The following is a 22782-nucleotide window of genomic DNA, read 5'->3' on the forward strand; positions in this document are numbered from 1 at the left end:
CCCGCGGCTTGCGCGGGGGCATATCATAGGGGCCAGCGTGCCTTAGTTGGCGACCGGCGCATCGCCCTGCTGGGCGCGCAAGGCGGCCTGACGCTGGATTTCCTGCTTGTACAGGGCCAGAAAATCAACTGTGTCGAGGTTCAGCGGCGGGAAGCCACCATCGCGCGTGACATCAGAAATGATGCGGCGTGCGAAAGGGAAGATCATGCGCGGGCATTCGATCAGCAAAAACGGATGCAGCTGTTCCGCGGGCACGTTTTCGATCAGGAAAACACCGACATAGTCCAGCTCAACGATGAACAGCGCCTGATCATCTTCCTTGTTCTTGGACGTGATCTTGAACTTGGTCGCCACTTCATACTGGTTTTCCACGTCGCGCTTGTTGGCGTCAAGGCTGACCTGAACCTGAATGTCGGGCTGGACATTGCTGCCCTGCAGCTTCTTCTGCGCGGCCACGTTTTCAAACGACAGGTCGCGGACAAACTGCGCCAGAACGCGCATGTTCACTTTCGGGGCTTCGGCGGGCTGCGCGCCGTTGGTTTCTTCTGCCATGGTTGCAAGGCTCCTGTTGATGGTCAGTTATTCTTGGGCGCGCTTGTAGCAGGGGGGGGCGGGTGGCTCAATCCCGCTTTTCCTGTGGTGGCAGGCGGTGTGGGTTTTCATGCACCTCTGGCTGGGTCTCATAGTCGCCGTCAATTATGTCATCACGGGCAGGGCGGACAGAATGCGCGGCGCGGGTCTGAAGAACCAGACGCGACAGGATCAGTGCGCGAACTGGCGGCAGCAGCAGCAACATGCCGAGAGTATCGGTAAAGAAGCCGGGCAGCACGACCAGCAACGCGCCGATCATACGCAAGGCGGAATGGGCCATCGGGCTTGCGGGGCTGGCATCGCGCGCAAGGGCCGCGCGCACGCTCTCGGCGTTGCGATGGGGTTCCAGCCGCATAAGCATAACGCCAAGCGCGGCCGTGGCAAAAACCCATGCCAGCGTGGCGATCACGCCAATTTCACTGCCGAGTTGAACAAAAAGCGCGATTTCAATGACAGGAACGGCCAGTATGGCTATCAGAATCCGCATCTTTCGGCCTTTCGTCAGAAATGATGTTACCGTGGAAGGTAGACTTGCCCGCCAACGCACCTTACATAGGCATCAGAACCGCCATACCAACCCCTGGCCGAGGTAACAATGGAACCCGCCGTGATCCAGCTTCTTATTCTTGCCGGCATTGCTGTCTTTCTTATCCTGCGCCTGCGCGCTGTTCTTGGAACGCGCGACGGGTTTGAATCAAAACCGGTGCAGCGTGGTGATGGCGCATCCGAACCATTGTCGAAACCCCGCTTCGAAGTGATAGAGGGGGGGCCTGACACGGATATCACCGATCATGTTCCTGAAGGGTCCGACATGGCCAGGACACTGGCGCGGATGAAAGCGGTTGATCCCGATTTCAGCGTGGGGGAATTTCTGCAAGGTGCGCGCGGCGCATATGAGATGATTCTGATGGCGTTTGAATCGTCGGATATGGATTCGATTCTGCCCTTCCTGTCGCGTGACGTGTTCAACAGTTTTGACGAAGTTGTGCAGTCGCGCGAACAGCAGGGGCTGCGGGTCGATGCGACATTCGTTGGCCTGCGCGAACTTGAACTGATTGGCGCGGTTTTCGATGAAACCAACAATGAGGGTGAAATCACCGTCAAGTTTCTGGGCGAACTGACATCCGTGGTGCGCAAGGCCGACAGTGGCGAAATCGTTGAAGGTGACCCGAATGAGATCAAGCGCCAGCGTGATGTCTGGACCTTCGGACGTGACATGACGTCTGACAGCCCGAACTGGAAACTGGTCGCCACCGGCGAGTGACATTCGGAGGCAGGGGATGAGATGACCCGCAAATCCCGCAGGTTGCATCCCGAAGACCTGGAATTATGGGGCCGCGTCGCGAAAAGCGCGCGGCCTTTGAAATCCGATTTGGCAAAGGCGTTTGATGCGCCGGAGCAGGCAGAACCGGTATTCGCGCCCACGCCGGTAAAGCCACCGCCGAAGCCCCCGCGTCAGGGTGGAACCGTCCTGCGGCCCACCCCCCCCGACAGGCCCGCCATGCATGACCTTGCGCGCCCGTTGCCGGATGCGCTGGCCGGGGCGCCGGTCAGCATGGACAAGCGCAAGTTCCAGCGCATGACGCGGGGAAAGTTGCAGCCGGATGCGCGGATTGATCTGCATGGCATGACGCTGGCACAGGCCCATGCCGCGCTGAATGGATTTATCCTGCGGGCGCAGTCGCAGGGTTTGCGGCTGGTACTGGTCATCACCGGCAAGGGGAAATCGGTTGCTGATGACGGCCCGATCCCGCGCAGACGCGGTGCATTGAAGCATGATGTGCCACAATGGCTGCGCATGGCCCCGCTGGCGGGCGCGGTACTGGAACTGCGCGAAGCGCATCTGCGCCATGGGGGCAGCGGTGCGTATTATGTATATTTGCGCAAGGGGCGATAAGGCTCTGCGCAGGCAAGCGCCGCCCCACCCACCCGCCCGCGTGCGCTTGCCTGCGCAGGTCGGCCCCTTGGCAAGCGGGGGGATTTGCGGCAAAGGGTCATGTCCGAGCAAGGGGCCAGACAGATGACATTCCGTTTTGACATATCCGCCCGTGACGGCAGTGCGCGCAGCGGCACCATTCACACCCCGCGCGGGGATATTCGCACGCCCGCCTTCATGCCGGTGGGCACGGCGGCGACGGTCAAGGCGATGATGCCTGAATCGGTGCGCGAAACCGGTGCGGATATCCTGCTTGGGAATACCTATCATCTGATGCTGCGCCCGACGGCCGAACGCATCGCGGCTTTGGGTGGGTTGCACAGGTTCATGAACTGGGACCGTCCTATATTGACGGATTCGGGCGGTTTTCAGGTCATGTCGCTGGCCAGTTTGCGCAAGCTGACGGAAGAAGGCGTGCGTTTTGCCAGCCATATCGACGGATCTCGCCATATGCTCAGCCCGGAACGGTCAATGGAAATCCAGCGATTGCTGGGGTCCGACATTGTGATGTCTTTTGACGAATGCACCCCGTTTCCCGCTGATGAAAAAGTGGCGCGCGCGTCGATGGAATTGTCGATGCGCTGGGCGGCGCGGTCGCGGGACGCATTCGGCGACAGGCCGGGTTATGCGCTGTTTGGCATACAGCAGGGGTCGGTTTACCGCGACCAGCGCGCCGAAAGCGCCGAAAAGTTGCGTGCGATCGGGTTTGATGGCTATGCCATCGGCGGGCTGGCCGTGGGCGAGGGGCAGGACCTGATGTTTGACGTGCTGGATTATGCGCCCGGCCAGCTGCCCGATGACAAGCCGCGCTATCTGATGGGGGTGGGCAAGCCCGATGACATTGTGGGCGCTGTGCAGCGCGGCGTTGATATGTTCGACTGCGTGCTGCCATCGCGTTCGGGGCGGACGGGGCAGGGCTGGACCGCGCGCGGGCCGGTGAATCTGCGCAATGCGCGACACCGCGACGACCCGCGCCCACTGGAAGAGGGCTGCCCCTGTCCGGCCTGCCGCAATTACAGCCGCGCCTATCTGCACCATGTCATCAAGGCGGATGAAATCATCGGTTCCATGCTGCTGACATGGCATAATCTGGCCTATTACCAGCGGCTGATGCAGGGGTTGCGTGACGCTATTTTTGCAGGCACCCTTGACAGGTTCGCTGCATCCTTTCATGCGATGCGTGCTGAGGGTGACATAGACCCCATCTGACACACACAGGAGGGCCGAATGGCCGCTGACATGCTTTCGACCGTGGTAAAGCCGATTCACCGCGAGGGATACAAGTTCATCCCCGTGTTTGCGGCTGCAACGCTGGTCATGTTTCTGATCTGGCAGCCGCTGGGGTGGGTCGGGCTTGGCCTGACTGTGTGGTGCTACTATTTTTTCCGTGACCCGGACCGCCAGACCCCGGTGCGCGAGGGGTTGCTGGTCAGCCCCGCCGATGGGGTGATTTCCCTGATTGAGCCCGCCGTACCGCCAGCAGAGCTGGAAATGGGCGATCAGCCACTGACACGCGTTTCGGTGTTCATGAATGTGTTCAACTGCCATGTGAACCGTGCGCCGATTGCGGGGCGGGTTACGAAAATCAGCTACCGGCCGGGTAAATTCCTGAACGCATCGCTGGACAAGGCATCGGTAGACAACGAGCGGAATTCCATGGCGCTGGAAATCGCGGACGGGCGCAGGATCGCCGTGGTCCAGATTGCCGGATTGGTGGCACGGCGCATCCTGTGCGAGGTGGAAGAAGGGCAGACGCTGGAAACCGGCGCGCGTTTCGGGATGATTCGGTTCGGGTCGCGCGTGGATGTGTATCTGCCTGAAGGTGTGCAGCCACTGGTAGCGCTTGGCCAGACGATGATTTCCGCCGAAACGGTGATTGCGGACCTGACCAGCACAGAGCCGCGCCGCGTGGCCGCGATCCGCTGACATGACACCGCGCCGCGATACCCTGTCATTCGTGCAGCTTGTGCCGAACCTTGTCACCATCATGGGCATGTGTGCGGGGTTAAGCGCCATTCGCTACACATTTGACGGGCGGTTCGAGCTGGCGGCGGCCCTGATCATTCTGGCGGCGATTCTGGATGGTATCGACGGGTTGCTGGCGCGCAAGCTGAATGCGGCAAGTTCCTTCGGCGCGGAACTGGACAGCTTTTCTGATTTTGTCAGTTTTGGTGTGGCGCCGGGGATTCTGGTTTTCGGTTATGCGCTGACAGGGCCAATGGCCGGGTTCGGCTGGGTGTTTGTACTGGTTTTCGCAGTCTGCGCCTGTCTGCGGCTGGCCCGTTTCAATATCAGCCGTACTGTCGCTGATGGCGCAAGCCAGCGTCATTTCGTGGGTGTGCCGGCACCGGCTGGCGCAATGCTGGGTTTGCTGCCGGTCTATGCGGGGCTGGCGGGTATGGTTGACCCGTCACGTTTTCCGGTGCTGACGGCGTTCTATCTGGCGGTGGTGGGCTTGCTGATGGTGTCGCGCCTGCCAACGCCGTCGCTGAAGGGAATCCGGATCAAGCGTGAACACGCGATCTGGGTGCTGGTCGGGATGAGCGTTTTTGTGGGTTTCCTGTTCTTGCGGACATGGTTCACACTGGTTGTCGCTGACCTGCTGTATCTGGGTGTTCTGGGGTCGCTGGCGCTGCGGCATTTCAGAAAACAAAAAGCAGTAGAGTAGGGCGTGTTTTTTGCCGATAGCCGCTTGACGCGGGCAGATGGTTCGCATAATTGGACCGCACAGCGCGGTTGTAGCTCAGTTGGTTAGAGTACCGGCCTGTCACGCCGGGGGTCGCGGGTTCGAGCCCCGTCAACCGCGCCACTTATAAAAAACTCCTGCCTTCGGGCAGGAGTTTTTTGCTTTTGGTCTGTGGAGAGCCCCGAAGGCGTGGGACAAACTTCTGGCTACTGTTGCGCTGTCACCGCCGCAATCGCCTGCGGCACCAACGCGCCGCGATGGCCGATGACTTCGCGGCTAAGGGCGTGTCCCGCGCGAATGGCAGTGGTGCAATCCGCCCCGTTCAGCCATGCGGCCAGATAGCCCGCGTTGAAACTGTCGCCTGCCGATGTTGTATCAACAGGGGTTTCGGGGATCAGATCCATGATGTCGCCAGTGCCATGCGCGCCGCCAAAACACATCGGCCCGCCCCCGTTCTTGACCACGACATGGCCTGCGCCAAGTGTCAGATAGCGATTGATCGTGGTTTGCATGTCAGCATCGCCGAAATGGGCGGCCTCGTCATCGAAGCTGGGCAGGACCAGGTCCGCCAATGCAGCGGTCGTTTCGACACTTTCGCGCATCGTGGTTGTATTGTCCCACAGGCGCGGGCGCAGATTGGGGTCGAATATGACCTGCGTTCCCGCCGCACGCGCCGCTTTCAGCGCATCCAGCAGGGTTGCGCGGGCCTTGGGCGGCAGAATCGCGATTGTAATGCCGGACAGATAGGCGATTTTGCAGCCAGCAAGGGCATCATGCAGGCGTGCAGGATCATCTGCCAGCGCCTTGGCGGCGGATGAGTCGCGCCAATAGCTGAAACTGCGTTCGCCCTGATCCAGACTGATGGCATACAGACCGATTTCGCGTGATGGGTCACGGCTGACATGGGTGGCGTCAATGCCTTCGGTGGTCAGGAAATCCAGCATACGCTGCGAAAACCGCCCTTCGCCCACCCGCGACAGATAACCCACGCGCCAGTCTTCGCCCAACAGGCGGCGCAGATACCAGGCTGTGTTCAGGGTGTCCCCTGCAATGCCAAGCCGCCAGTATTCCGCCTGGTCTGATTGTGACAACTCGACCATCGCTTCACCGATGGACAGGATAAAGGGTGTGGTCATGCGTGTGGTCCCGGCTTTGCAGTCTGAATCGGTCGGAAGTGATGTATCGGGCAGGCCCCGATTTCCGCCGAAAACTGGAATATTAGTCTGCTACATGTTTCGGATGCCGCGCGGCGATTGTCAATCGCTTTGCCAAAGACGCGCATGTGGGAAGGGAAAGCCCAAAGCGCGGCGCAAAGGGCGAAACCCGCCGCGCGTATGGGCGCGCGGCCGGATGACTGGTTAGAGGTTTTTCGGGCAATTGTGAGTTGCGCCACGATGCACTTTATTTGGGGATTGAGTGAATATCGTGCACGGATTACCGGATATGCAGTGCGATCTTCAGGTCATTCACCGCATTGACCTGACTCTCGCTCAGATCATTGCCGACAGCGTTCTCAAAAATCTGTCCAACCTGATCCCAGGCTTGACTGCCTTCAATTTTATAGAGACGTCGGCCAAGGCGAGACACAGCCGCCTGAGCACCACCGCATTGATCCACCAGCCAAACTGACAGAACCCGCATTTCTTCCGCGTCTGCCCCTGAAAGGCGGTAAGCGTTGTGCAAAGCCAGATCCAGCCGGGTACGTGATTCTTTGGTCGGCAGGTCATCCAGGCGGATAAATGCTTCACCCAAGGCCGCGATTGCCAGTCGCACATCGTCGATTCCCTCGACCGGGTGCGCCTTTAGTTGCCGACGGAAGGCGATCTTGCGCGGCGCATTGCGCGCCACCGTCACGGCATCCTGAGCAGCAGAGATCGCATCCTCCGGGTTGCGCCGCGCCCACCACCAGATAGCACCACCAATCGCCAGAATAATCCCAGCCAGAATATGCATCTCATCAACCCCGTATGCCGCAGAACCACAAAAAACGGCATGCTACACCAACGGCGGTCGGCCGCAAGATCCCACATTGCTGTCACCCGAACATCGTCTGCGCAACCGAGGGCGCGTCTGTGGCAGACAGGGAACCGTTTGTCAGGTGGCGGACACTAGATATCCTTCATCAGGCGCAGTGCATCATAGATTGCCGCGTGAATATTGCGCGCGCTGACCGCATCGCCAATGCGGAAAAGCCTGAAATCCCCTTGCGTGTTATGCGTCAGGGTTTGTGGTCGGCCAGTGGTCAGGGCGTCATAATCCACAGCCCCCAGATTGACCGAATGCGGCTTCAGGTCGAAATACAGATCATCCAGCGGCATGGTGCCGTAATTCACGACAATCTGGTCATAGCTCTGGCTTGTGGTGAAATCGCTGTAATCAGTGCCGATGGTTGCTTTCAGGCGGTTGCCGTCGCGGGTGACGTTCAGCAGGCGCCGCGCCACTGTGAACATTACGTCCTTATCCTGGAGTGCGCGCATATATGGTACAAGGTTCATGGCCATGATATCAGGCGCGATGCTGCGGTCCGGGGTCATGATTTCAACGCTGGACCCTGCGTTTGCGGCCACTTCTGCGGCCATCACCCCCGGATGATCGCCGCTTTCATCATAGATCAGCACGCGGGTTGCGGGTTTCACATCGCCCGCGATCATGTCCCATGCACTGATAACCAGTGGCTGGTCGTGGCCGGATTCAAACAATTCGGTATTGGGCAGGCCGCCTGTCGCAATGATCACCACATCAGGTTTTTGCGCAATGACATCATCTGCGTCTGCAAAGGTGTTGAACCGGAACACCACATCGCGCGCGGCGCATTGGGCCATGCGCCAGTCAATGATGCCGATCATCTCGCGGCGGCGGGGGTTCTGCGCGGTCAGCCGGATCTGCCCGCCGGGGTCTGGTTGTGCCTCAAATACGGTCACGTCATGGCCGCGCTGTGCGGCCACGCGCGCCGCTTCCAGACCGGCAGGTCCGGCACCGACCACCACCACGCGCTTGCGGTTGCGCGCGGGCGTGATGACATGGGGCATGGTCTGTTCGCGGCCCGTGGCGGGGTTGTGGATGCACAGTGCTTCGCCCGCCTGATAGATGCGGTCCAGGCAATAGGTCGCGCCAACGCAGGGGCGGATATCTTCTTCGCGCCCTTCGATGATTTTGCGGACGATATGCGGGTCGGCCATATGGGCGCGCGTCATACCCACCATATCCAGCAGGCCAGCCGCAACAGCATGGCGCGCAGTGGCGACATCAGGGATGCGGGCGGCGTGAAAAACCGGCATGCCAGTGGCCGCCTTGACCGCGCCTGCGAAATCCAGGTGCGGGGCGGATTTCATACCCTGAATGGGAATCACGTCGGTCATTGCAGGGTCGGTATGAATGCGCCCGCGAATGACATTCAGGAAATCGACCATCCCGCAGGCTGCCAGCCGCCTGGAAATTTCCAGCCCTTCGGTAGCCGTGATCCCGCCTTCCGTCACTTCGTCTGCGGTATAGCGGATACCAAGTATAAAGCCATCACCCACCCGCGCACGAATTCCGCGCAGCACGTCAAACAAAAGCTGCATGCGGGTGTCGAGGGTCCGGCCCCCATATGGCCCATCCAGATCATTGGTCAGCGGTGACCAGAACTGGTCCAGCAGGTGGCCGTAAACCTGCAACTCGATCCCGTCCATGCCGCCCGCCTGCATGCGTTCGGTCGCATCTGCGAAATCACGGATGATGCGGTCAATATCCCAATCTTCCGCGCGTTTCGGGAAGGCGCGGTGCGCGGGTTCGCGGTGTTTGCTGGACGACAGGGATGGCAGCCAGTCGCCCTTGTTCCAGCCGGTGCGGCGGCCCAGATGTGTCAACTGGATCATGACAGCGCAGCCGTGGTCATGGCAGGCATCGGTCAGCGCGCGGATATGCGGCACGACTTCATCCTTCCAGGCCAGAATATTGTTGAACACCGGCGGGCTGTCGCGCGACACGGACGCGGACCCCGCTGTCATGGCCAGCGCCACGCCCGCCCGGGCGCGTTCAGCATGATAGGCGACATACCGTGCTTTCGGCATGCCATCTTCGGGATAGGCCGGTTCATGCGCCGTGGTCATGATCCGGTTGCGCAATGTCAGGTGTTTCAGCTGATAGGGTTGCAGTAGGGGGTCATTGCGCATGTCGGGTTCCGTTTGGCTGAATGCGGTGTGGGCAATAGCTTGCATCGGCAGGTTTGGTTTCGTTGGGGGCGTATCGGGGCGACTGCGTGGGGGCCGTCTTCAGCCGCGCGCCCAGCTCAGTGCTTTCCGCCGTGTCGCGACGGGTACAGCTTGTGGCAGATGTGCCTTCTTTCAGCATGGCGTCCCCGATTCAGCATGGCCAGCCCCCGCAGGTTCGATTAAATGTTCACATATGTCAAGTTTTTGTTCAGATGTGTCGATTGTCTTGCCCCCCGCCCGGCTTGCCGCTAGATTCGCCATATGGATCAGGCGCATTCAACAGCAGCAGCAGACAAGGTCAGCGGGTGGCGCGGATCGCGTGAATTATGGCTGGATGCCGCGCAGGAATCTTTTGTCGAATCCGGGCTTGATGCAGTGAAAATTCAGCCGCTTGCCGCGCGGCTGAACTTGTCGCGCACCAGTTTTTACTGGTTTTTCAAGGACCGGGCGGAATTGCTGGATGCGTTGCTGGACAATTGGGAAAACGTGAATTCCGGCAGCCTTGCCAGCGCGACCAGCGCCTATGCCGAAACCATCAGCGAGGCAGTGCTGAACCTGATCAGCATTTTCCTGCAGGGAGGCCCGTTTCAGGCACGTCTTGATCTGGCGGTGCGTGGTTGGGCGCACCAGTCCGATTCCGTGGCTGCGCGGGTGCATGCCGCTGATGAATTCCGCCTGCGCGCCATCCGCGCCATGTTCACGCGATTCGGCTATGGCGCGGGCGAAGCTGATGTGCGTGCGCGCACGGTGTATCTGGTGCAGATCGGCTATATCGCGATGCAGGTACACGAAGACATGGCCACACGCATGAACCGCATTCCCGATTACGTGGTGACATTTACCGGATGCAGGCCAAGCGATGCCGAATTGCGCCGTTTTTACGCCACGCACGGGTTTTGCGTGCCGGAAATGCCGGACCCGGCCTGACAGCCGGGCCCGGTGCGGGTTCAGTGAACCAGTTTTATGCGCGGTGTGTCATCGCTTTCGGACAGACGCCCGTTGATGACAAGCCCGTCAGGCCCTGCAGTTACCGGCACGGTGCTGCCGTCCAGCACCTCGCCGCTCAGCAACATTTCGGCAAGCGGGTCTTGCAGATGGCGCTGGATGACCCGCTTCAGCGGGCGCGCACCATAGACCGGATCATAGCCTTTGTCGGCCAGCCATGTGCGGGCGGCGGCGTCCAGATCCAGCGTGATCTTGCGCGCCAGCAGCCGTTTCAGCAACCGCGCCATCTGGATATCGACAATCGCATCCATATCCTGCCGTGCCAGCCGGTCAAAGATGATGGTTTCATCCAGCCGGTTCAGGAATTCAGGGCGGAAATGGGCGCGCACGGCATCCATCACCTGTTCCCGTGCCTGCACGCCATCAGAATCTTCCGGCAGTAGCGACAAAGCCTGCGATCCAAGGTTAGACGTCAGGATGATCAGCGTTTGCTTGAAATCCACCGTGCGACCATGCCCGTCCGTCAGTTGCCCGTCATCAAGCACCTGCAACAGCACGTTGAACACTTCCGGGTGGGCCTTTTCCACCTCGTCAAACAGTACGACCTGATAGGGTCTGCGCCGCACCGCTTCGGTCAGCGCGCCGCCTTCTTCATAGCCCACATAACCCGGAGGGGCGCCGATCAGCCGCGCGACACTGTGTTTTTCCATGAATTCCGACATGTCGATGCGCACCATCGCGCTGTCATCATCAAACAGATATTCGGCCACGGCCTTGGTCAGTTCGGTCTTGCCCACGCCGGTTGGCCCAAGGAACAGGAAACTGCCAAGTGGGCGGTTTTCGTCGTTCAACCCGGCGCGCGCACGGCGCACCGCATTGGCCACGGCGCGCACCGCGGCATGTTGACCGACGACGCGCTTGTGCAACTCATCCTCCATGCGCAGCAGCTTGTCGCGTTCGCCTTCCAGCATTTTCGATGTGGGAATGCCTGTCCAGCGTTCCACGACTTCGGCAATCTGTTCGGGGCGAACGGCATCGGCGACCATCTTCTGGGCTTCGCGGGCTTCCGCTTCTGTCAGTTTGCGTTCCAGTTCGGGGATGTCACCATATTGCAGCCGCCCGGCAGTGGCGAAATCGCCGCTGCGTTTGGCGGTCTCCAGATCGATGCGCGCGCGGTCCAGGTCTTCCTTGATCCTGCGCGCTTCTTCCAGCTTGTCGCGTTCCGACTGCCACGTTGCGGTCAGTTCGGCGCTGCGTTCCTGCAAATCGGACAATTCGCGTTCCAGCGTTTCCAGCCGGTCGCGCGATGCGGCGTCATCTTCCTTGCGCAGGGCTTCCGACTCGATCTGCTTTTGCAGGATGTCGCGGTCAAGCGCGTCCAGTTCTTCGGGTTTGCTGTCCACTTCCATGCGCAGGCGCGACGCGGCTTCGTCCATCAAATCAATGGCCTTGTCGGGCAGAAAGCGGTCGGTGATATAGCGATGCGACAGTGTAGCCGCTGTCACCAGTGCCGAATCCGAGATGCGCACGCCATGGTGCAGTTCGTATTTTTCTTTGATCCCGCGCAGGATGGAAATTGTATCCTCGACGGTCGGTTCCTCGACCAGAACAGGCTGGAAGCGCCGCGCAAGGGCCGCGTCCTTTTCCACATGTTTGCGGTATTCGTCCAGCGTGGTCGCGCCGACGCAATGCAGTTCACCCCGCGCCAATGCGGGTTTGATCAGGTTGGCGGCGTCCATCGCCCCTTCGGATTTGCCAGCACCGACCAGGGTGTGCATTTCGTCAATGAACAGGATGATTTCGCCATTGGCCGCGGTGATTTCCGACAGGATGGCCTTCAGGCGTTCCTCAAACTCGCCACGGTATTTCGCGCCAGCAATCAGCGCGCCCATGTCCAGTGCCATCAGCGACTTGTCGCGCAGGGATTCGGGCACATCGCCATTAACGATGCGCAGCGCCAGACCTTCGGCAATGGCGGTTTTCCCGACACCGGGTTCCCCGATCAGAACAGGGTTGTTCTTGGTGCGACGTGACAACACCTGCATCGAACGGCGGATTTCCTCGTCCCGGCCGATAATGGGGTCGATCTTGCCGTCGCGGGCGGCCTGTGTCAGGTCGCGGGCGTATTTCTTCAGCGCGTCATACCCTTCTTCGGCGGAGGAGCTGTCAGCGGTGCGCCCTTTGCGCAGGTCATTGATGGCGCTGTTCAGCTTCTGCGCGCTGACCGCGCCTGCATCCAGCGCGTCCTTCGCGTCGGATTTCACCAGCGCCATCGCAGTCAGCAGACGTTCCACCGTGACATAGCTGTCGCCCGCCTTCTTGGAAATCTGTTCGGCCTGATCCAGCACTTTCGCGGTCTGGGGGTCGATATAAATCTGGCCATCTCCGCCGGATACTTTGGGCAGTTTGGCCAGTGCAATGTCATTGGCCTGCGTCACGCGGTCAGCTGCACCACCGGCGCGCTGAATCAGGTTGGCGGCCATGCCCTGATCATCATCCAGCAGGGCTTTCAGCAAATGTGTGGGTGTTACGCGTTGGTGGTCTTCGCGCAGGGCGATGGTCTGCGCCGCTTGCAGGAAGCCCCGTGCGCGTTCGGTAAATTTTTCCAGATTCATCTGTGCTCTCCTTCATAAGCGCCCTGAAATAAGGGGGCCGCCTGCCATGCAGCGCGGCACCATGTCGGGCCTTGAGGCTTATTTGGGAAGGCGTGTTGCCTGTTGCAAGACGGGCACAGTCGATACAGTGCGAAAATCGCTTACAGGCGCGGGAATGCCAGCGCGGACCAGTCCAAACCAGTTCCGCGACGCAGGATAAACCGCCCCCAATCGGGCGTTTCCGGTGCCTGCGGCGCGCGAAGAAACCCCAGCTTCTCAACCAGCCGCAAAGAAGCGCTGTTGTCGCGGTGAATGCGGGCCTCGATCTGTTGCAGGCCGGGGAATTTTGTAAAGCAGCGATGGGCAAACACCCCGACCATCGGCGCGGCCAGCCCCTTGCCCCAATGCTTGCGCGCCAGCCAATAGCTGATTTCACCGGACGCAGGCGGCGTCGCGCCCGTTGCCCATTGCAGCCGGGCCTGCCCGACAAGCTGGTCCTGCCAATACACCGCCCGTACCTTGTGATGGGACGCTTGCCCTGACAGGGCGATAAGATCCTGCGCCAGTTCAAGCGTCATGGGCGCGGGATAATCTTCGTGCATGTAGGTCCACAAGTCCGGGTCATCCAGCATCTGCTGATACAGGGGCGCATCATCCTTGTGCCAACTCAGGAACTGAAATCCGCCAACCAGATATTCGGGCGGCGCAGGCAGTCTGGTTGTTTCGATACGCTTGCCGCGCAGCAGGTCGGGGACATCCCTGCCGGGACGCGGTTCATCGATGGGATATGCAGCGCTCATCATGTCATCCAATGGCATAGCTGATCTTGCTTCAATATTTAGGTTAACAAGATAGACAGGTTATTCCGCCGGGTCAGCAGAAGACAGCGCAAACTTTTCGTGATCAACAGATGAAATCAGCATATTGTTCCTGCATGCGATACATTCTGCGGCGATTGTCTGGTTTGTGTAAAATGCCAGCCCGGCGGATCAGCACAATGACGCCTGCCACACCATTTGCAAACGCCGGAAGGTGCCGTGATCGGACGGGTGCAATGTGGGAAGAACCCGAATATGGTGATGCCTCTGCCTGCCCTTTTGTGCAGGCAATGATATATTGACGTCACAAGCTGTGAAACCGGCATGAAAAGGATAAGCGTACCGTGATTATGGGGGTTGTGCTGGCGGGTGGGCGGGCCACGCGCATGGGCGGCGGCGACAAAGGTCTGCGCAGGGTCGCGGGGCAGTTCCTGCTGACGCATGTGCTGGACCGGTTGACCCCACAGGTTGCGGCTGTGGCCCTGAACGCAAATGGTGATCCGCAACGGTTTGACGGGTTCGGCCTGCCGGTGCTGCCGGATTCACTGCCGGATTTTCCTGGCCCGCTGGCAGGCATTCTTGCGGGGCTGGACTGGGGCGCGCGGATGGGGGCCGCGCACATTGTTACCGTCGCGGCCGACACACCGTTTTTCCCGCATGATCTGGTCTTGCGGTTGCAGGGCGCGGCGGGGAACTCAGGGGTGGCGGTTGCGGCCACACGGCGCAATGGCGCGTTGCAGCTACAGCCAACTTTTGGCCTGTGGCCAGTGGCGCTGCGCGACGATCTGCGCGCGGAATTGTTGCGCGGTCTGCGCAAGGTCATGCTTTGGGCTGAAAGACATGACGCGGGCATTGCCGAATTCGGTACAGATCCGCTTGACCCGTTTTTCAACATCAATACGCCCGAAGACCTGAGTCTGGCGGAGCATCTGGCGGGGACGGGATGACAGGGCGGGGGCCGGATGGAACCCCGCAGGGGTTTGATCGCATTCTGGTGGTAGACTGGTCAGCCAATTCGACTCCGAAACGTGGGGCCGATTCCATCTGGATCGGCAGCGCAGGCGCAGGGGCCACCCCGCCGGAAAACATGCCGACGCGCGCATTGGCAATGGACGGATTGCGTGCGCGGATCAATGCAGGGCTGAGCGCGGGCCATCGTGTTCTGGTAACCTTTGACATCGGGTTCGGGTTTCCGGCGGGTTTTGCGCAGCGCGTAACAGGGCAGGCCAGCGCGCTGGCGGTCTGGGACTGGCTGGCGCTGCGGATCACGGATGATGCGCGCAACCGCAATAACCGTTTTGATGTCGCAGCCGGAATCAACCGCCTGTTTCCGGGGGTCGGGCCGTTCTGGGGGCGGCCTGTGGGGCGCGACCTGCCGGACCTGCCGGACAAAGGCACCGCACGGCAGGGGCATGGGCTGGCAGAACTGCGCGCGACAGAAGCGCTGTGCGCGGGGGCGCATCCGATGTGGAAGCTGTACACGACAGGGTCGGTCGGGTCGCAAAGCCTGTTGGGACAGGCGCATTTGGCCCGGCTGCGGGTTGAATATGGCAGGCATCTGGCGGTCTGGCCGATGCAGGGCGCGGGTGCGCAAGTGGTGCTGGCGGAAACCTATTTGTCGTTGATCGGGGCTGCGGTACGGGTGGCGCAGGGTTATGCCTGTAAGGATGCCGCGCAGGTTGACTTGCTGGCGCGGGCCTTTGCCGGGGTCGATATGGCAGGGCTGCTGGTTGCCCCGGCGGCGGCGCATGTGTTGCGCGACGAAGGGTGGATTCTGGGGGCAGGGCATGACAAGGCGCTTTTGGGCGCACTGGATGTTGCTGCATAAGCGTTTGGAAGGGGGCCCGCGCGTGGCCCCACCCCCCCACCCTGACCGGACGCTTGCAGCGCCCGGCCAGGCCACGCGCGGACCCCCTGTTGCGTCCTTGGATGCTGCAGCCGGATTTGCCGGGAAAATCCCAATGGTTGTATCATATTGATTCTTAACAACTAAAAGTAGAACTAGCGCGAAACCCCGTTCTTAAACGGTGTTGATGGCGCGATCTGTTGCATAACTTCGCTAAATCGCGCCGGAAAGTGGCGATTGTCGCCGTTATGTCCCGCCCTGACCCAATTCTTGCCTGATTTCGGTGCGATTGTCGGGGCTTGTGAAATGGTAATTCGGGGCGTGACGATGGACAGACTGACCGAGATGGAAGCGTTTGCGACGGTGGTTGATCAAGGAGGTTTCACTGATGCGGCGCGCAAGATGGGCATTTCGAAATCAGCTGTGTCCAAGCATGTGTCGGCATTGGAAGCGCGCCTTGGCGCGCGCCTGCTGAACCGCACCACGCGCCGTGTCAGCCCCACGGATATCGGGCTTGCCTACTATGACCGCGCGCGCCGGGTGCTGAATGATGCGGGCGAAGCGGATAATCTGGTCGCGTCCATGCAGTCAGCCCCTTCGGGCATTTTGCGCATTGCTGTGCCCACGGATTTCGGTGCCGCGCATGTGTCACCCCTGCTGGGCGAGTTTCTGGAACGTTATCCGGATGTGTCGGTCAACATGGTTCTGAAGAACCGGTATGTCGAACTGATTTCCGAAGGATTTGATCTGGCTATCCGCATGGGCGACATGGATGACAGCAGTCTGCGCGCCCGCAAGATATGTGAAACCACCCAGCGGTTGATCGCCTCGCCCGCCTATCTGGCAGAACATGGGCGGCCTGCGCGGATTGATGACCTGAATGATCATCGTTTGCTGTATTATTCGCATAATGCCGCAACTTCGGTATGGCGCATAACCGCCCCATCGGGAGAGGTGCGGCAAGTGCGTTCGGCAACATGGTTTTCCGTGAATGACGGCCAATCCCTTCTGAACGCCGCGATAAACGGGCTTGGCATTGCGTATCTGCCCAGCTTCCTGTTCGCGCGGGCCATGAAAAACGGGTTGGTGCAGGATGTCATTCCTGATTTGCCGCGTGATGTTCAGGCCATGCACGCTGTTTACCCGTCGGGGCGGTATACCCAGCCGAAAGTGCGTGCGCTGATTGATTATCTGGTGGAAAAATTCAGCAACCGCAATGTCAGCGGCTGGTAACCTGCCAAAGAAGGATCAGGCAGGTCAGTCTCTGTGATAGGGACTGCCTGCCAGAATTGTTGCGGCACGATAAAGTTGTTCCGTCAGCATGACGCGCGCCAGCATATGCGGCCAGACCATTGCCCCGAAAGACACCAGTTTATGCGCGCGGGCGCGTAAATCGGGGTCCAGCCCGTCGGCACCGCCGATCACGAATGCCATATCCATGATGCCCGCATCGCGCCTTGTTGCGATATGCTGCGCGAAATCGCGCGAGGACATGACCTGTCCGCGTTCATCAAGGGCGATGATTTCCGCGCCATCGGGAATGGCGCGATCCAGCAGCTTTGCCTGTTCGGACGCGGTCACGGCCTTGCGGTCATCAAGCTGGTGTTCCAGACATGGGCCAAGGGACAGTGCGCGGCCCGTGCGGTCGAAACGCGCAAGATAGTCGTCAATCAGCGCGCGTTCCGGTCCCTTGCGGATGCGCCCGATGGCACAGATATGCAGGCGCATCAGGTGGCGGGCACACGGCCTGCATCCTGCCACATCTTTTCAAGCTGGTAAAATTCCCGCACTTCCGGGCGGAAGATATGCACAACGACATCGCCGGTGTCGATCAGCACCCAGTCGCCTGTGTCCTTGCCTTCGACACGGGCGGTCAGGCGATAGGTCTCCTTCAGCCGGTCCATCAATTTCTGTGCCATGGCCGCGACTTGCCGTGTTGAACGACCGGTTGCCACGACCATGTGATCTGCCATGGCTGATTTCGCCCGCAGGTCAATGGTCACGATGTCTTCGGCTTTATCATCGTCAAGCGAGGTCAGAACCAGATCCAGAAGCGCATCGCTGCTAAGGGGTGCAGGTGCCGGGGGTGCTGTGCGGGCCGCGAGGGCGGTAGGTTCTGTGGTAGACAGAGAACTGTCCTCCTGATGTGGAAAAGTTGACAGGGACAATTTAACATGCTGCCGGGGGTTACTCAATCATCCAGATGGCGCGTCAGCGGGGTTGCGGTAACTTTTTGCGTAGAAATTACGTGATGCGCCGGGCGTGAAGCGTTGCCTATGGTCTGATTCGGGCGTATGACAACCGCCATGACACGTTATTTCGACATGACAGACCATGCGCGCCTGCCGCAACGCTTTCAGCGTGAAAACCGGTCTGTACTGGCACGACTTCGCTGATCTGCCCTGTCCGGCCCCTTTGGGCCGCTTCCTTCAGCACCGCCAATTCCTCTGATCGCAAGAGAGATCGCCATGACTGTAGCCAAGACTCTGTATGATAAAATCTGGGATGCCCATGTTGTCCATGAAGACAAGGACGGCACCTGTCTGCTGTATATTGACCGCCATCTGGTTCATGAAGTGACCAGCCCGCAAGCCTTTGAAGGGCTGCGCATGACCGGGCGCACCGTGCGGGCGCCGGAAAAAACCATTGCCGTGCCGGACCATAACGTGCCCACCACGCCCGACCGCGAAAACGGGATCGAAAACCCCGAATCCCGCATTCAGGTGGACGCATTGGACAGGAATGCGCGCGAATTCGGCGTCAACTATTACCCGGTGAACGATATTCGTCAGGGCATCGTTCATATTGTCGGCCCCGAACAGGGCTGGACACTGCCGGGCATGACCGTTGTTTGCGGCGACAGCCACACGGCAACCCATGGCGCATTCGGTGCGCTGGCCCATGGGATCGGCACATCGGAAGTTGAACATGTGCTGGCTACGCAGACGCTGATCCAGCAAAAATCGAAGAACATGAAGGTGGAAATCACCGGTTCCTTGCGCCCAGGCGTGACCGCCAAGGACATTACCCTGTCGGTAATCGGGGTGACGGGCACTGCTGGCGGCACCGGCTATGTGATTGAATATTGCGGGCAGGCCATCCGTGAATTGTCGATGGAAGGGCGCATGACTGTGTGCAACATGGCCATCGAAGGCGGCGCGCGCGCTGGCCTGATTGCGCCTGATGAAAAGACGTTTGAGTATGTCAAAGGGCGCCCGCATGCCCCCAAGGGCGCGCAATGGGATGCCGCGCTGGCATGGTGGAAAACGCTGAAATCCGATGACGATGCACATTGGGACAAGGTTATCACCCTGCGCGGCGAAGATATTGCGCCGGTGGTGACTTGGGGCACCAGCCCTGAAGATGTGCTGCCCATCACCGCAAATGTTCCAGCCGCAGAAGATTTTGCTGGTGGCAAGGTGGATGCCGTGCGCCGCGCGCTGGACTATATGGGTCTGAAACCGGGCCAGAAGCTGACCGATATCGAAATTGATACTGTTTTCATCGGGTCATGCACCAATGGCCGGATTGAGGATCTGCGCGCTGCTGCCGCAATCCTGAAGGGCAAGAAAATCAAGCCGGGTCTGCGCGCCATGGTCGTGCCCGGCTCCGGGCTGGTGCGTGCGCAGGCTGAAGATGAAGGGCTGGCGCAGATTTTCATCGATGCGGGCTTTGAATGGCGTCTGGCGGGTTGCTCGATGTGCCTGGCAATGAACCCCGACCAACTCAGTCCGGGTGAACGTTGCGCGGCTACATCCAACCGCAATTTTGAAGGGCGCCAGGGCCGTGGTGGCCGCACACATCTGATGTCACCCGGAATGGCGGCTGCGGCGGCGATTACCGGTCGCCTGACGGATGTGCGGGAAGTGATGACCGAGTCCGCCTGATTTCATCTTGCCCTATATACTCTGGGGTCCGGGGCATAGCCCCGGCGCCTCGGACGAGGAGACGACAATGGATAAATTCAACACCCTGACCAGCATCGCGGCGCCCATGCCGCTGGTCAATATCGACACTGATATGATCATCCCAAAGCAGTTCCTGAAAACAATCCAGCGTTCAGGGCTGGGCAAGAACCTGTTTGACGAAATGCGCTTTGATGACAATGGTAATGAAATCCCGGATTTCGTGCTGAACCAACCTGCCTATCGGCAAGCGCAGATTCTTGTTGCGGGCGACAATTTCGGTTGTGGCTCGTCGCGGGAACACGCGCCCTGGGCATTGCTGGATTTCGGCATTCGCTGCGTGATTTCCACCAGCTTTGCCGATATCTTCTACAATAACTGCTTCAAGAACGGGATTCTGCCGATCGTGCTGCCGCAGGACCAGGTTGATGTGCTGATGGACGATGCCCGCAAGGGAGAGAATGCGCGCATTTCAATCGACCTCGAATCGCAGACAGTGACAAGTGCCGACGGACAGCAATTCCATTTTGAAATTGATCCGTTCAAGAAGCATTGTTTGCTGAACGGACTGGATGATATCGGCCTGACATTGGAGAAAGTATCGTCAATTGACAGCTTTGAGAAGCAGGCAAGCCAGTCCCGTCCCTGGGTTTGAGCGCGCAAAGCGCTTTTAAATGTGGCTTTTTTCAGACGGCACCCGCTTCGGGTGCCGTTTTTTCTCCACAAATTTGATGCAAAGTCGCGACAGTTCGACCGTGAAATGGCCATAGCCTTGCGCAATAGTCATTTGAGTCTTGCGAGGGTGGCGGGAAATGGGCAATTTTGTGGCAAAAATAAGGCGGACGTTTCCGGAAGTTCCGGAAATCATGCGTCCCGTCGGAAATAAGCGCTCCGTATTGTCGGAAAGGCGCGGGATAAGGCAAGGTAGCAGGTCGTCCATGTCGCAAGTCGGAAGCGCTTTTCTGCGCGGTTTTCTCATGGTGCTCCTTGTCTTGGTACCGGCCCTGTTACTGCCCGGTATTTCGCAGGATATTTCGCAAGGACTGACGTTGATTGCGCTGATCGCAGGTGTTGTGGTGGTGGTGGAATATACTGCGCGCCACCCCGGACTTATCGAATTCCGCGATGCCAAACCTTATAACCGTGCTCGTTTTGCACTGTTTTTCGCCATTGTGCTCGCCCTGACGATGATGCAGCGCGCGGTCAGTCTGCATGACGGGCAACATGTGCCGCAGATTGCCATGTGGCTGGGCGCTGCGCTTGATTTCAATTTCAGCCCGGTGCGCATGTTGCGCGCGGCCCTGCCCGCAGGGCTGACCCAGGAACATGGGGCAAATGTGCAGGCCGCGGCCTCGGTCGCGTTCGTGCTGGCGCAGCTTGGGTTGCTGGGGTTTCTGGCGGCGGTTTACATGCGCTACTGGCCCAACCGCAGTTCGGTGCTGAATGTCTGGGTGAACCTGCCCAATTTTGACCCGACCAAGGGAATAGATGTTGTCCACCGGCTGGAGCGTGAGGGGCAGGTTAACATTTTGGTAGGGATTATACTGCCATTCTCCTTGCCGGTCCTGCTGCATATTTCCAGCCTGCTGGTGCAGCCATTGACCCTTGAAACGCCGCTGTCATTGGTCTGGGGTGTCGCATTATGGGCTTTTGTGCCGGTCAGTCTGGTCATGCGCGGGGTCGCGATGTACCGCGTCGCGCAGCTTATCCGCGCCCAACGTCGACGCATTGCCGATGCGGAAGCATCCGTACCCTTGCCCGTGCGATCTGCCTATTCCTGATATGCCTGATCGGGGCCAGTGCCGCCACAGCCGGGTCCGACAGTCCCGATGCCGAACTGCGGCTTGCGTTCTGGCGGGTTGATCTGGGCGGCCGCGGCCCCGGACTGGCGTTGCGCGACATTCTGGAAAATGCCCCCGCGCCGGTGGCCAAGGCGCAGCTTATTGCGCATGTCGCGCCGGATGTGCTGGTCCTGTCCGGGCTGGATCATGACCATGATGGGGTCGCATTAGCTGCTTTTCGCGACCTGATTGCCAGTTATGGCCATGTGATGGCGCATGTTTTTGCATTTCCGTCAAATGCGGGCCTGCGCACAGGGCTGGACATGACGGGGGACGGGCGCGCATGGGGGCCGGATGATACGCAGGGCTATGGTGACTTTGCCGGGCAGAAGGCGCTGGCCATCCTGTCGCGATTCCCGATCCTGCCCGAAAAATCCCGTGATTTCAGCGAATTTCTGTGGCGTGACCTGCCCGAAAGCCTTAGCCCTTACGCGCCCGGGGGGTCCATGCCGGACCCGGTACGACATGGGCTGCAACGGCTGTCCAGCACCGGCCATTGGGATGTGGCGCTGGACCTTCCCGATCGCAGGCATTTGCATCTGCTGGTCTATCAGGCTGGCCCCCCGGTGTTTGGTGGGCGAAGCAATCGCAATCTGCATCGCAACCATGATGAAACGGCGTTCTGGCGGCATTTTCTGGATGGCGCTTTGCCCATGCCGCCGCCAGATGCGCCATTCGTGCTGATGGGTGGCAGCAATCTGGACCCGTTTGACGGCGATGGACTGCATGACGCGATGCGCGGTTTGCTGGCCCATCCGGCGGTGCAGGATCCGCAACCTGCCAGCGACGGCGCGCGGCACGCGGCGCAGGCAGGTGCCAGCAGCGCGCATCAGGGACCGCATGTGCATGACACGGTTGACTGGCCGCAGGTTCCGGGGCCGGGAAATCTGCGGGTAAGCTACATCCTGCCTGCGCGCAGCCTGAAGGTGACCGGGGCGGGGGTGTTGTGGCCGTTGCCCGGCACACCGGAGTCCACGCTTCTGGGCGACCCGGATGACCCGCCAACACGGCATCGGCTTGTCTGGGTCGATATTGACGCAAATGGCATCTGGCGGGCCGCCGAAAACGCTTCTGAAAGGCCTTTCTCCTCAACGGAACCGGCCCCGGTCGCGACAGCTTTTCCGCAACTCGATGAGGGAGCTTGAAAGACCAGCCCATTTGGGCGCAAGCGCCGCGCTGGTGGAAGGCGGCACCGTCGAATAAGCCGGTCCGCTGCATCAATCTGTTTTCAGGACATCCTTGCAGACAAGTGCTGCTGAATTCGTTAGATAATTCATGTATTCTGCGGCGAAAAGGACATCATACATGGGCTATATACTTGCGATAGATCAGGGGACGACATCGAGCCGTGGGATTGTTTTTGACGGTCAGATGCGGATTTCTGCGATCGCGCAGGAGGAATTTCCGCAGCATTACCCGGCCTCTGG

General features: G+C 59.9%; 24 protein-coding genes and 1 tRNA gene. 15 read left to right on the top strand and 10 right to left on the bottom strand.

Annotated elements, in window-relative coordinates; all coding sequences use genetic code 11:
- Positions 1-42 precede the first annotated feature (42 nt).
- Positions 43-552 carry a protein-export chaperone SecB gene (gene secB, locus PUT78_RS12370; protein ID WP_274352576.1) on the bottom strand — a complete coding sequence of 170 codons (510 nt, stop codon included), beginning with the start codon at positions 550-552 and terminating at the stop codon, positions 43-45.
- Positions 553-619: 67 nt separating this feature from the next.
- A complete protein-coding gene (locus PUT78_RS12375) occupies positions 620-1078 on the bottom strand; it encodes an FxsA family protein (protein ID WP_274352577.1) in 459 nt (152 codons plus the stop codon).
- A 108-nt stretch (positions 1079-1186) separates the two neighbouring features.
- On the opposite strand from PUT78_RS12375, the gene PUT78_RS12380 reads away from it, so the two are divergent.
- The 6 genes from PUT78_RS12380 to PUT78_RS12405 all read left to right on the top strand — a co-directional run bounded on the left by PUT78_RS12380 (position 1187) and on the right by PUT78_RS12405 (position 5336).
- Complete coding sequence (locus PUT78_RS12380) at positions 1187-1855, top strand: Tim44/TimA family putative adaptor protein (protein WP_274352578.1); 669 nt, start codon at positions 1187-1189, stop codon at positions 1853-1855.
- Positions 1856-1876: 21 nt separating this feature from the next.
- Positions 1877-2488 carry a Smr/MutS family protein gene (locus PUT78_RS12385; protein ID WP_274352579.1) on the top strand — a complete coding sequence of 204 codons (612 nt, stop codon included), beginning with the start codon at positions 1877-1879 and terminating at the stop codon, positions 2486-2488.
- 123 nt (positions 2489-2611) lie between these two features.
- Positions 2612-3736, top strand: a complete 1125-nt coding sequence (tgt, locus tag PUT78_RS12390; RefSeq protein ID WP_274352580.1) for a tRNA guanosine(34) transglycosylase Tgt — start codon at positions 2612-2614, stop codon at positions 3734-3736.
- Between the two features lie 18 nt (positions 3737-3754).
- Positions 3755-4453, top strand: coding sequence for a phosphatidylserine decarboxylase (locus tag PUT78_RS12395; protein WP_274352581.1), 699 nt, complete (start codon positions 3755-3757; stop codon positions 4451-4453).
- A 1-nt stretch (position 4454) separates the two neighbouring features.
- Positions 4455-5195 (top strand): CDP-diacylglycerol--serine O-phosphatidyltransferase, encoded by a 741-nt coding sequence (pssA, locus tag PUT78_RS12400; protein ID WP_274352582.1) that lies wholly within the window; start codon positions 4455-4457, stop codon positions 5193-5195.
- 64 nt (positions 5196-5259) lie between these two features.
- Positions 5260-5336 (top strand) — tRNA-Asp (locus PUT78_RS12405).
- 83 nt (positions 5337-5419) lie between these two features.
- Here PUT78_RS12405 and PUT78_RS12410 read toward each other — a convergent pair.
- The 3 genes from PUT78_RS12410 to PUT78_RS12420 form a co-directional block, all read right to left on the bottom strand.
- Positions 5420-6349 (bottom strand): sugar kinase, encoded by a 930-nt coding sequence (locus PUT78_RS12410; RefSeq protein ID WP_274352583.1) that lies wholly within the window; start codon positions 6347-6349, stop codon positions 5420-5422.
- A 298-nt stretch (positions 6350-6647) separates the two neighbouring features.
- Positions 6648-7166, bottom strand: coding sequence for a hypothetical protein (locus PUT78_RS12415; RefSeq protein ID WP_274352584.1), 519 nt, complete (start codon positions 7164-7166; stop codon positions 6648-6650).
- A 155-nt stretch (positions 7167-7321) separates the two neighbouring features.
- Positions 7322-9367 carry an NADH:flavin oxidoreductase gene (locus PUT78_RS12420; protein WP_274352585.1) on the bottom strand — a complete coding sequence of 682 codons (2046 nt, stop codon included), beginning with the start codon at positions 9365-9367 and terminating at the stop codon, positions 7322-7324.
- 300 nt (positions 9368-9667) lie between these two features.
- Here PUT78_RS12420 and PUT78_RS12425 point away from each other — a divergent pair, with 300 nt between their 5' ends.
- Positions 9668-10333, top strand: coding sequence for a TetR/AcrR family transcriptional regulator (locus PUT78_RS12425; RefSeq protein ID WP_274352586.1), 666 nt, complete (start codon positions 9668-9670; stop codon positions 10331-10333).
- 20 nt (positions 10334-10353) lie between these two features.
- Here PUT78_RS12425 and clpB read toward each other — a convergent pair whose 3' ends face one another.
- Both clpB and PUT78_RS12435 read right to left on the bottom strand, forming a co-directional pair.
- Positions 10354-12966: an ATP-dependent chaperone ClpB gene (gene clpB, locus PUT78_RS12430; protein WP_274352587.1), complete on the bottom strand. Its 2613-nt coding sequence runs from the start codon at positions 12964-12966 to the stop codon at positions 10354-10356.
- Positions 12967-13106: 140 nt separating this feature from the next.
- The gene (locus PUT78_RS12435; RefSeq protein WP_274352588.1) at positions 13107-13748 is read right to left on the bottom strand and encodes a GNAT family N-acetyltransferase; all 642 of its coding nucleotides are present in this window, start codon (positions 13746-13748) and stop codon (positions 13107-13109) included.
- Positions 13749-14113: 365 nt separating this feature from the next.
- Between PUT78_RS12435 and mobA the strand changes: the two genes are divergently transcribed.
- The 3 genes from mobA (at position 14114) to PUT78_RS12450 (ending at position 16842) form a co-directional block, all read left to right on the top strand.
- Positions 14114-14710, top strand: a complete 597-nt coding sequence (gene mobA / locus PUT78_RS12440; RefSeq protein ID WP_337994681.1) for a molybdenum cofactor guanylyltransferase MobA — start codon at positions 14114-14116, stop codon at positions 14708-14710.
- Positions 14707-15591 carry a molybdopterin guanine dinucleotide synthesis gene (locus tag PUT78_RS12445; RefSeq protein WP_274352590.1) on the top strand — a complete coding sequence of 295 codons (885 nt, stop codon included), beginning with the start codon at positions 14707-14709 and terminating at the stop codon, positions 15589-15591. Before mobA ends, PUT78_RS12445 begins: the two co-directional genes overlap by 4 nt.
- 345 nt (positions 15592-15936) lie before the next feature.
- Positions 15937-16842, top strand: coding sequence for a LysR family transcriptional regulator (locus PUT78_RS12450; protein ID WP_274352591.1), 906 nt, complete (start codon positions 15937-15939; stop codon positions 16840-16842).
- Positions 16843-16866: 24 nt separating this feature from the next.
- Here PUT78_RS12450 and rlmH read toward each other — a convergent pair whose 3' ends face one another.
- Together rlmH and rsfS are read right to left on the bottom strand one after the other, a co-directional pair.
- Positions 16867-17337: a 23S rRNA (pseudouridine(1915)-N(3))-methyltransferase RlmH gene (rlmH, locus tag PUT78_RS12455; protein ID WP_274352592.1), complete on the bottom strand. Its 471-nt coding sequence runs from the start codon at positions 17335-17337 to the stop codon at positions 16867-16869.
- A complete protein-coding gene (gene rsfS / locus PUT78_RS12460) occupies positions 17337-17660 on the bottom strand; it encodes a ribosome silencing factor (protein WP_274352605.1) in 324 nt (107 codons plus the stop codon). The genes rlmH and rsfS overlap by 1 nt, the downstream gene beginning before the upstream one ends.
- A 417-nt stretch (positions 17661-18077) precedes the next feature.
- Between rsfS and leuC the strand changes: the two genes are divergently transcribed.
- Complete coding sequence (gene leuC, locus PUT78_RS12465; RefSeq protein WP_274352593.1) at positions 18078-19496, top strand: 3-isopropylmalate dehydratase large subunit; 1419 nt, start codon at positions 18078-18080, stop codon at positions 19494-19496.
- Between the two features lie 67 nt (positions 19497-19563).
- Positions 19564-20169, top strand: coding sequence for a 3-isopropylmalate dehydratase small subunit (gene leuD, locus PUT78_RS12470; RefSeq protein WP_274352594.1), 606 nt, complete (start codon positions 19564-19566; stop codon positions 20167-20169).
- A gap of 15 nt (positions 20170-20184) precedes the next feature.
- Here leuD and PUT78_RS12475 read toward each other — a convergent pair whose 3' ends face one another.
- Positions 20185-20493 (bottom strand): hypothetical protein, encoded by a 309-nt coding sequence (locus PUT78_RS12475; protein ID WP_274352595.1) that lies wholly within the window; start codon positions 20491-20493, stop codon positions 20185-20187.
- Here PUT78_RS12475 and PUT78_RS12480 point away from each other — a divergent pair.
- From PUT78_RS12480 to PUT78_RS12490, 3 genes are all read left to right on the top strand, one after another.
- Positions 20492-21295, top strand: a complete 804-nt coding sequence (locus PUT78_RS12480) for a hypothetical protein (protein WP_274352596.1) — start codon at positions 20492-20494, stop codon at positions 21293-21295. The genes PUT78_RS12475 and PUT78_RS12480 overlap by 2 nt on opposite strands.
- Positions 21296-21405: 110 nt before the next feature.
- The gene (locus PUT78_RS12485) at positions 21406-22500 is read left to right on the top strand and encodes an endonuclease/exonuclease/phosphatase family protein (protein ID WP_274352597.1); all 1095 of its coding nucleotides are present in this window, start codon (positions 21406-21408) and stop codon (positions 22498-22500) included.
- A 160-nt stretch (positions 22501-22660) separates the two neighbouring features.
- Positions 22661-22782: FGGY family carbohydrate kinase (locus PUT78_RS12490; RefSeq protein ID WP_274352606.1), on the top strand; the 122-nt coding region annotated here is incomplete at its 3' end.

It is taken from the genome of Roseinatronobacter alkalisoli, assembly GCF_028745735.1.
Taxonomy (GTDB): Bacteria; Pseudomonadota; Alphaproteobacteria; order Rhodobacterales; family Rhodobacteraceae; genus Roseinatronobacter; species Roseinatronobacter alkalisoli.

What these genes read in the sequence shown, in the direction of transcription:
- secB (WP_274352576.1), bottom strand. Translation starts at nt 552, where the DNA reads ATGGCAGAAGAAACCAACGGCGCGCAGCCCGCCGAAGCCCCGAAAGTG.
- PUT78_RS12375 (WP_274352577.1), bottom strand. Translation starts at nt 1,078, where the DNA reads ATGCGGATTCTGATAGCCATACTGGCCGTTCCTGTCATTGAAATCGCG.
- PUT78_RS12380 (WP_274352578.1), top strand. Translation starts at nt 1,187, where the DNA reads ATGGAACCCGCCGTGATCCAGCTTCTTATTCTTGCCGGCATTGCTGTC.
- PUT78_RS12385 (WP_274352579.1), top strand. Translation starts at nt 1,877, where the DNA reads ATGACCCGCAAATCCCGCAGGTTGCATCCCGAAGACCTGGAATTATGG.
- tgt (WP_274352580.1), top strand. Translation starts at nt 2,612, where the DNA reads ATGACATTCCGTTTTGACATATCCGCCCGTGACGGCAGTGCGCGCAGC.
- PUT78_RS12395 (WP_274352581.1), top strand. Translation starts at nt 3,755, where the DNA reads ATGGCCGCTGACATGCTTTCGACCGTGGTAAAGCCGATTCACCGCGAG.
- pssA (WP_274352582.1), top strand. Translation starts at nt 4,455, where the DNA reads ATGACACCGCGCCGCGATACCCTGTCATTCGTGCAGCTTGTGCCGAAC.
- PUT78_RS12410 (WP_274352583.1), bottom strand. Translation starts at nt 6,349, where the DNA reads ATGACCACACCCTTTATCCTGTCCATCGGTGAAGCGATGGTCGAGTTG.
- PUT78_RS12415 (WP_274352584.1), bottom strand. Translation starts at nt 7,166, where the DNA reads ATGCATATTCTGGCTGGGATTATTCTGGCGATTGGTGGTGCTATCTGG.
- PUT78_RS12420 (WP_274352585.1), bottom strand. Translation starts at nt 9,367, where the DNA reads ATGCGCAATGACCCCCTACTGCAACCCTATCAGCTGAAACACCTGACA.
- PUT78_RS12425 (WP_274352586.1), top strand. Translation starts at nt 9,668, where the DNA reads ATGGATCAGGCGCATTCAACAGCAGCAGCAGACAAGGTCAGCGGGTGG.
- clpB (WP_274352587.1), bottom strand. Translation starts at nt 12,966, where the DNA reads ATGAATCTGGAAAAATTTACCGAACGCGCACGGGGCTTCCTGCAAGCG.
- PUT78_RS12435 (WP_274352588.1), bottom strand. Translation starts at nt 13,748, where the DNA reads ATGATGAGCGCTGCATATCCCATCGATGAACCGCGTCCCGGCAGGGAT.
- mobA (WP_337994681.1), top strand. Translation starts at nt 14,114, where the DNA reads ATGGGGGTTGTGCTGGCGGGTGGGCGGGCCACGCGCATGGGCGGCGGC.
- PUT78_RS12445 (WP_274352590.1), top strand. Translation starts at nt 14,707, where the DNA reads ATGACAGGGCGGGGGCCGGATGGAACCCCGCAGGGGTTTGATCGCATT.
- PUT78_RS12450 (WP_274352591.1), top strand. Translation starts at nt 15,937, where the DNA reads ATGGACAGACTGACCGAGATGGAAGCGTTTGCGACGGTGGTTGATCAA.
- rlmH (WP_274352592.1), bottom strand. Translation starts at nt 17,337, where the DNA reads ATGCGCCTGCATATCTGTGCCATCGGGCGCATCCGCAAGGGACCGGAA.
- leuC (WP_274352593.1), top strand. Translation starts at nt 18,078, where the DNA reads ATGACTGTAGCCAAGACTCTGTATGATAAAATCTGGGATGCCCATGTT.
- leuD (WP_274352594.1), top strand. Translation starts at nt 19,564, where the DNA reads ATGGATAAATTCAACACCCTGACCAGCATCGCGGCGCCCATGCCGCTG.
- PUT78_RS12480 (WP_274352596.1), top strand. Translation starts at nt 20,492, where the DNA reads ATGGTGCTCCTTGTCTTGGTACCGGCCCTGTTACTGCCCGGTATTTCG.
- PUT78_RS12475 (WP_274352595.1), bottom strand. Translation starts at nt 20,493, where the DNA reads ATGAGAAAACCGCGCAGAAAAGCGCTTCCGACTTGCGACATGGACGAC.